This is a genomic window from Steroidobacter sp. (assembly GCF_016790065.1).
Lineage (GTDB): Bacteria > Pseudomonadota > Gammaproteobacteria > Steroidobacterales > Steroidobacteraceae > Steroidobacter.
Genome location: NZ_JAEUPY010000424.1, coordinates 21,609 through 28,433, shown reverse-complemented (window position 1 = coordinate 28,433; position 6,825 = coordinate 21,609). Strand labels below are relative to the sequence as shown.

The following is a 6,825-nucleotide window of genomic DNA, read 5'->3' as shown; positions in this document are numbered from 1 at the left end:
AGGGTCGCCAACACCTCGCGCTCGCCGGCGAAGAACGCCACCGCTTCGGACACGGTCATCTCCAGCACATCGGCGATGCTGCGTCCCGGACCGGGCCCGCGATTCAACTTCACTTCCAGAATCTCATCGCGATAGCGCCGGCCGTTACAGTCGGCACACCGCAAGTACACGTCCGACAGGAACTGCATCTCGACATGCTCGAAGCCGTTACCGCCGCAGGTTGGGCAGCGCCCGTTGCCGGAATTGAAGCTGAAGGTGCCGATGGTGTAGTCGCGCTCCTTGGCCACCGGCTCGTTGGCGAACAGTTTACGAATGGCGTCGAAAGCACCGACGTAGCTGGCCGGGTTGGAACGCGTGGTACGGCCGATGGACGTCTGATCCACCATCACAACCGCGCCAATGTGTTCCGCACCTTTGATGCTGTCGTGCTCACCTGGCGCTTCGGTAGGTTTGCCGAAGTGCTTGAGCAACGCCGGATACAGCACATCCTGAATCAAGGTCGACTTGCCCGAGCCCGACACGCCGGTGACACAGACCAGCCGATGCAAGGGAATCGAAACATCGATGCCTTTGAGATTGTGCTGACGCGCACCCTTCACAGTCAGCGCCACACTCGGTGACGTTTCAGTCAGCGCAGCTGGCGATGCCTCGCTGACCTGCTTGCGGCCGAGCAAATAATCCGCCGTGAGCGAACGTTCCGCACTCGGCAATTCCGACGGCGTGCCGAAGAATACGATCTCGCCGCCCTTTTCGCCCGGCCCTGGGCCGACGTCGATCAGACGATCCGCCGCCTGCATGACTTGCGGATCATGTTCGACCACGACCAGCGAATTGCCCGCCGCCTTGAGTCGACGCATCACATCGATGACGCGTCCCATGTCGCGAGGATGCAAGCCGATGGACGGCTCATCGAGCACGAACAGAGTATTGACCAGCGACGTACCGAGCGCGGTCGTGAGATTGATGCGTTGGACTTCGCCACCGGACAAGGTGCGCGACTGTCGATCCAGCGTCAGATAACCCAGCCCCACGTCGAGCAGATAACCAAAACGGCCGCGGATTTCTTTGAGCACCAGGTCGCTCGCTTCGTCCAACGGGGCGGGCAACGCCAGCCGGTCGACGAATTGTTTGCAACGCTCGATGGGCAACAGCATCAGCTCATGAATGCCCACGCCCGGCAGCTGCGCCAGATGCTCATCGGTCCATTGCACACCGGTGGGTTTGAATCGCAACTCATTCGGCAGCACCGCAGCCGCATCGGCCTTGGTCCCCAGGCGCCACAGCAATGCGTCGGTTTTCAAGCGAGCGCCATCGCAGGCCGTGCAAGGCGTGTACGCGCGATACTTCGAGAGCAGCACACGAATGTGCATCTTGTACGACTTGGTCTCCATCCATGCGAAAAAGCGCCGCACGCCGTACCACACCTTATCTTCCCAGCTACCCTCGCCTTCCAGCACCCATTGCCGCTGAGCTTCGGTGAGATCGCGCCAAGGCACGTCGATGGGAATGTCTCGCTTGCGCGCGTACTTGATGAGATCGTCCTGGCATTCGCGATACGCCTCGGTCTGCCACGGACGGATCGCGCCACCCTTGAGCGTCTTGCTTTCGTCGGGAACGATCAGACCGAAGTCGATGCCGATGATGCGACCGAAGCCGCGGCACGACTCGCACGCGCCCAGCGGCGAGTTGAACGAGAACAAGCTGGGCGTGGGCTCGCGATAGTGAATGTCACAATCGGCGCAATGCAGATCAGACGAGAATCGCCACTTCGCCGTGGTAGCAGGCGGAGCTGTTTCGTTGTCGCTCGAACGAGCGCTTGCCGAGTCCAACACATGGACGGCCACTCGGCCGCGCCCCACGCGCAGCGCCGATTCCAGCGCTTCGATGACTCGTTCGCGATCGGTGTTGTCGAAACGAAACCGGTCCTGAATCATTTCCAGGATCACGCCGGGCTGTGCGTCGCTGGCAGCCTTAGCGGCCTTGCCCTTCTTGGCAGCCTTCTTTTTCGCGGCTTTGCCGACTGCTGGCTGATTCGCTACCGCGGCCGACACGATGCGCTGGAACAAGCGGGTGTAGCCCTGCTTTTCCAGCAGACTCAACACTTCGGCTTCAGCGAAGTTCGCCGGCACCGGCACCGGGAATGTCACAACCACTCGCGCGTCGGCGCGGCCCAGTGCCTGCAAACGTTCGCTGAGCTCTGCGTAAACACTCTGCGCAGAATCGCGCTTCACCGGAGCGGAACACTGGCGGCAATAAACTTGCGCGGCTCGCGAGAACAACAACTTCAAGTGATCGTTGAGCTCGGTCATGGTGCCGACGGTGGAGCGCGAGGTACGCACCGGGTTGGTCTGGTCGATGGCGATGGCCGGCGGAATGCCATCGATGCGTTCGACCTGCGGCCGATCCATGCGATCCAGGAACTGGCGCGCGTACGGCGAGAAGGTCTCGACGTAGCGGCGCTGACCTTCGGCGTACAGCGTGTCGAACACCAGCGAGGATTTACCCGACCCCGACACGCCGGTGACTACGATCAGTTCACCGGTGGGCAGCTCCACATGGAGGTTTTTGAGGTTGTTCTGGCGTGCGCCGCGAATGACGATCGATTGGGACATGCTCACCCATGGCCAGCGGCCACGAAGACACTGTAGGAGAACCGGCAACCCCGAGAACCGGGAGGATTAGATGCGGATTGTAAGCGCAGCTTCAACTGCGCGTGCACCCAGGGGGCGCATTGAACCGCTGAAAGCTGTCAGATGATGTCCGGTATAAACCCGACAGCTACCAATGGGGTCATTCAGATGCGTTTACCAGGGGCGGTAACGGACAATGCAAGGTGGCGCAGATGGCCCGGAGCAGCTCCGACTCGCCGAGCGTAAGCTGCTGATCGTGCGTGACCGTTTTGACCAACGCCTCGACCAGTTGCTCCTTCATGATGGGCGCCAGCTGGTCGAGCCGGCTCAGCGCCAGGTCCAGCGGCTGCGCCCAATGCGCCAGGTTTACGAAAGATGGCCGCTCCCGAGGCAGCAAGTGGTGCACGCCGGCCTCGTAGGCGCGACGAGCCGCCGCGGCATCGGCACTGCCATGGTTGGCGAGTACCGAGAACAGCACCTGAATGTCCTTCTGCACCACATTCAACGGTAGCTGCCGCTGGCGATCGCTCGGGCTCAGATCGTCCCGGAGCTGCACTTGAGCGAGCTTGCGAAGCACGTAGCTTTGCAACGAGACCTGACCTTCCCGCTGCAACATGCCGTTCAATGCGGACATCAATTGCATGCGTTCATCGCGAGTGAGCTGACGAAGCGCTGGGAAAGCCCGCAGCAACGCCGGCATCCGTTGCTCTGGTTCGAGCGCGTCGACGAAGCACTGTAGCTCACCGACGTTAGCCGCGACCTGCCCGCCGATCTGTTTGGCAATGAACTGCTTTTGCCGCTCGCGCGCGTCCTCATTCGGATCCAACGCCAACGACAACAGCAACACACGGGCCGAGTCCGGATGAGCACCGGCTGCAACGATGGCTTCGGGCAATGACTTACGAATGTCCCGCGCCACCTGCATATGAACCGTGCCGGGGTTGCCCACCAACGCGGCGACGGCCGCAGGCGCAGCGCCCGGTATTTTGATCAGCGATTCCAGTCGCTCGGCCGAGGTCGGCTTGGGCGCAACTTCCTTCTTGGCTTGTTCCGCTGCGTTGATCAGCTCAGCTCGCGCACGCTCGAATTCTTTCGGATCGAAGCGCGGATCGATGGCCTTGAGCCGATCTTCGAGCGCCGGATGAGTAGCGAAGAACCGGCTCATGCCCGGCGCAAATAGCATATGCGCCACTTCTTCCACTTCAGGATTGGCGATCTTGGAGCCGCCCGACAACGCCCCGATTTTTATCAGCGCACCGCGCAGACCGGTGGGATCGCGAGTGAACTGCACCGCTGACGCGTCCGCCAGCGATTCACGACTGCGCGACACCGCGGCCTGAATCAACCGGCCGAAGAACAAACCGACATAGCCGATGACCAGCACAGCCAGCGCCACCGCCATGATCGGAAATGCTTTCTTGGAATCGCGCCCGCCGGACGTGAGCCGCAACACCGTGCGCCCGATCAGTGCGATCACCAGCAGACCGAACAGCAAGCCCATGAGCCGGATGTTCAGCTTCATGTCACCGTTCAAGATGTGACTGAACTCGTGCGCGATCACACCCTGCAACTCGGCGCGATTCAGCGTCGTCAGCGTGCCGCGCGTGACGCCGATAGCGGCATTGGATGGATTGTGGCCGGCCGCGAACGCATTGATGCCGGCTTCCTGCTCCAGCAAATACACCTCCGGCATGGGCACGCCGGATGCGATGGCCATTTCTTCGACCACATTGAGCAGACGTCGCTGTTGCGGATCGGTGGTGTCGGACGACACACGCACGCCGCCCAGCGAACGCGCGACCACGCCGCCACCGCCACCCAGCACCAGCGTTTTGTACAAGCTGGCCAAACCGATGATGCCGACCACGATCAGCGTGGTGACCAACACCGTCCCGGAATGAGCGCCGGCCCAATCGCCAAACGTCGGCGCGTAGCCGGTGGTGTTCTCCTCGGCTCGGGAAAACACGAAGAACACGACCACGTTCACCGCCGCGATCACCGCCAGCACGGCGAGCGCGAACAACATGACGAGGCGGCGCGACAAGCGCCGCGACGCCTCCTGTCGTTCGAAAAAGTTCACTAGAACTTCACCACCGGCACGGCGCGCTTCTCAGGCGACTCGATTTCCAACAACTGCGCCGGCAAGAACGCGAACATGTTGGCGACGATGCTGTTCGGGAACATCTCGCGGCCGTTGTTGTAATTCATGACCGCATCGTTGAAGGCCTGGCGAGCGAACGCGACCTTGTTTTCGGTCGAGGTCAGCTCTTCCGACAACTGCATCATGTTTTGATTGGCCTTGAGGTCCGGATAGGCCTCGGCCAACGCGAACAACCGGCCCAGCGCGCCGCTCAGCGCATTCTCGGCACCGGACAGCTGCTGCACGGCGCTGGGATCGCCGGGGTTGGCGGCCGCGTTCTTCAAGCCGGTGACGGCGGCATTGCGGGCAGTAATGACTGCTTCGAGCGTTTCGCGCTCGTGCTTCATGTAGCCCTTGGCGGTCTCCACCAGGTTGGGAATCAAGTCATGACGCCGCGTCAGCTGCACGTCGATCTGCGCGAACGCATTCTTGTACGCGTTCCGGCCGCCGACCAGCTTGTTGTAGATGGAGACGAAAAAAATCGCGATCAGGACGATGACACCGAATACGATCCAGCCCATCTGCTTCTCCTCTACGGCGAATACCGCCGACTCAAGCATACCCAAAGCACACGGCCTCGGGGCCGCGACCATCGGCCAATGGCCGTCGGCCACCGGCCAACGCCATTCGCCGGTACCGACTTGCGACTCAGTTCACAGCCGGTTTGACCGCACCGGCGGCGATTGCGCCCTCCAGCCAGGCCCGCACCGCGCCGGACTCGATCTGCTGACCCAGCCAGCGGTCGACCTGGGTTCGCAGCGTTGCATCTTTCGGCAACAGGATCGCCTTCTCGCTGCGAGTGAAAGTGGCGGCCGTCGCGCGGCACAGCCGTTGGTCGTGGCGTGCCTGCAAGTCGACTTCCACATCGTCGGTCACCATCACGTCGGCGCGGCCGGCGGCGATCTCGGCAAAGATGGTGCGATTGTCGGGGTGAACCGTTACTTGAGCGTGAGTGAGTCGTTCGCGCACGAACTGTTGATTGGTGCCGCCCGGATTCACCACGACACGCACGTCTTGGCGATCGAGTTCTTCGACGGTGTCGAAGCGCGCTTCGGTGCCACAGCGAACGATGGGCGTTTTGCCGCCTTGGTGATACGGAACGGAGAACGCCGCCAGTTTGGCGCGCTCGGGAGTGATGCTGATTCCGCCTAGAGCGAGGTCGAAGCGACCCGCTTGGTAGTCGCGCATCAGCGTGCTCCAGCTGGTGCTCACGAATTGAGGCTGCACGCCGAGCGAGGTTGCCAGCGCCTGCGCCATTTCCACGTCGGCACCCGTTAGCGAGCCATTCCGCTCCAGCGTGAACGGTGCGTAGTCGCCGGTCATGCCGATGCGGAGAACCTTGCTCGCTTTGATTCGCTCCAGCGGCGGCATGGTGGCCGGCTTTATGCGGCTCACGGCGTTGAGTAGAGCTTCGCGGTCGGTGCTTTGCAGGCCCGGCACGTCGATGCGATCCGCTAGCTTTGCGTAGCGTGTGGCGAAGTCGTCGCTGCTGAGTTCGGGCAAGGCCAGATAGATCGCCTGCAGCAGTTGATCGCCGAGCTGGTCCAGCTCGGGACGTAGCTCTTTGTTGAGATCGCGCACTGGCACGCCGTCGAGCTCGCTCTTGCCGTTGGAGATGGTCGGCGCGCTGCGGCCCTGGCTTTTCCAGAGAGCGATGTAGTGCTCTTGGACGTCGCGCGCCATGCGAATTTGTAGCGCCAGCAGTTCACGAGCTGAGGCGGCGTCGATGCCCAGACCTTGGGCTTTGCTGACCGTCGCATCCAACACCTGCTGCTCGCGAGCAGCGTCGGTGACAGGGAGCTTTTTAGCGAACTTCCAGGCCGCCACGGAGGGCATGACTGCGAGACGCCGCTGCATCAGGTCGAACACGCGAGCCACGTCGGCCGGGCCGCTGAATTCGGCCGCGCCCGCGGCGCTCGCCGCCAGCGACATGATCAGAGCAATGAAGAATCGGCTGAGCCGCGGCATGGTCTCCCCCATAAGACGCAGGAATGTAGCATTTCATGCCAGCTGGGGCCGCAGGCCCAAAGAAAAAGCCCGCCGGATTGCGCCGGC

4 protein-coding genes are annotated in these 6,825 nt (G+C 62.2%); all 4 read right to left on the bottom strand.

The features are described from left to right. The coding region (uvrA, locus tag JNL55_RS17670) for an excinuclease ABC subunit UvrA (RefSeq protein WP_293856436.1) at positions 1–2,612 on the bottom strand (2,612 nt) is incomplete at its 3' end. Between the two features lie 178 nt (positions 2,613–2,790). Next, a complete protein-coding gene (locus tag JNL55_RS17665; RefSeq protein ID WP_293856433.1) occupies positions 2,791–4,710 on the bottom strand; it encodes a M48 family metallopeptidase in 1,920 nt (639 codons plus the stop codon). After that, on the bottom strand, positions 4,710–5,291 hold the full coding sequence (locus JNL55_RS17660) for a LemA family protein (RefSeq protein ID WP_293856430.1): 582 nt from the start codon (positions 5,289–5,291) through the stop codon (positions 4,710–4,712). Before JNL55_RS17660 ends, JNL55_RS17665 begins: the two co-directional genes overlap by 1 nt. A 127-nt stretch (positions 5,292–5,418) precedes the next feature. Continuing rightward, on the bottom strand, positions 5,419–6,738 hold the full coding sequence (gene aroQ / locus JNL55_RS17655) for a gamma subclass chorismate mutase AroQ (protein WP_293856427.1): 1,320 nt from the start codon (positions 6,736–6,738) through the stop codon (positions 5,419–5,421). Positions 6,739–6,825: the final 87 nt, after the last annotated feature.

Excerpts from the sequence above, each read along its gene's own strand:
- JNL55_RS17660 (WP_293856430.1), bottom strand. The coding sequence starts at position 5,291 with ATGGGCTGGATCGTATTCGGTGTCATCGTCCTGATCGCGATTTTTTTC.
- aroQ (WP_293856427.1), bottom strand. The coding sequence starts at position 6,738 with ATGCCGCGGCTCAGCCGATTCTTCATTGCTCTGATCATGTCGCTGGCG.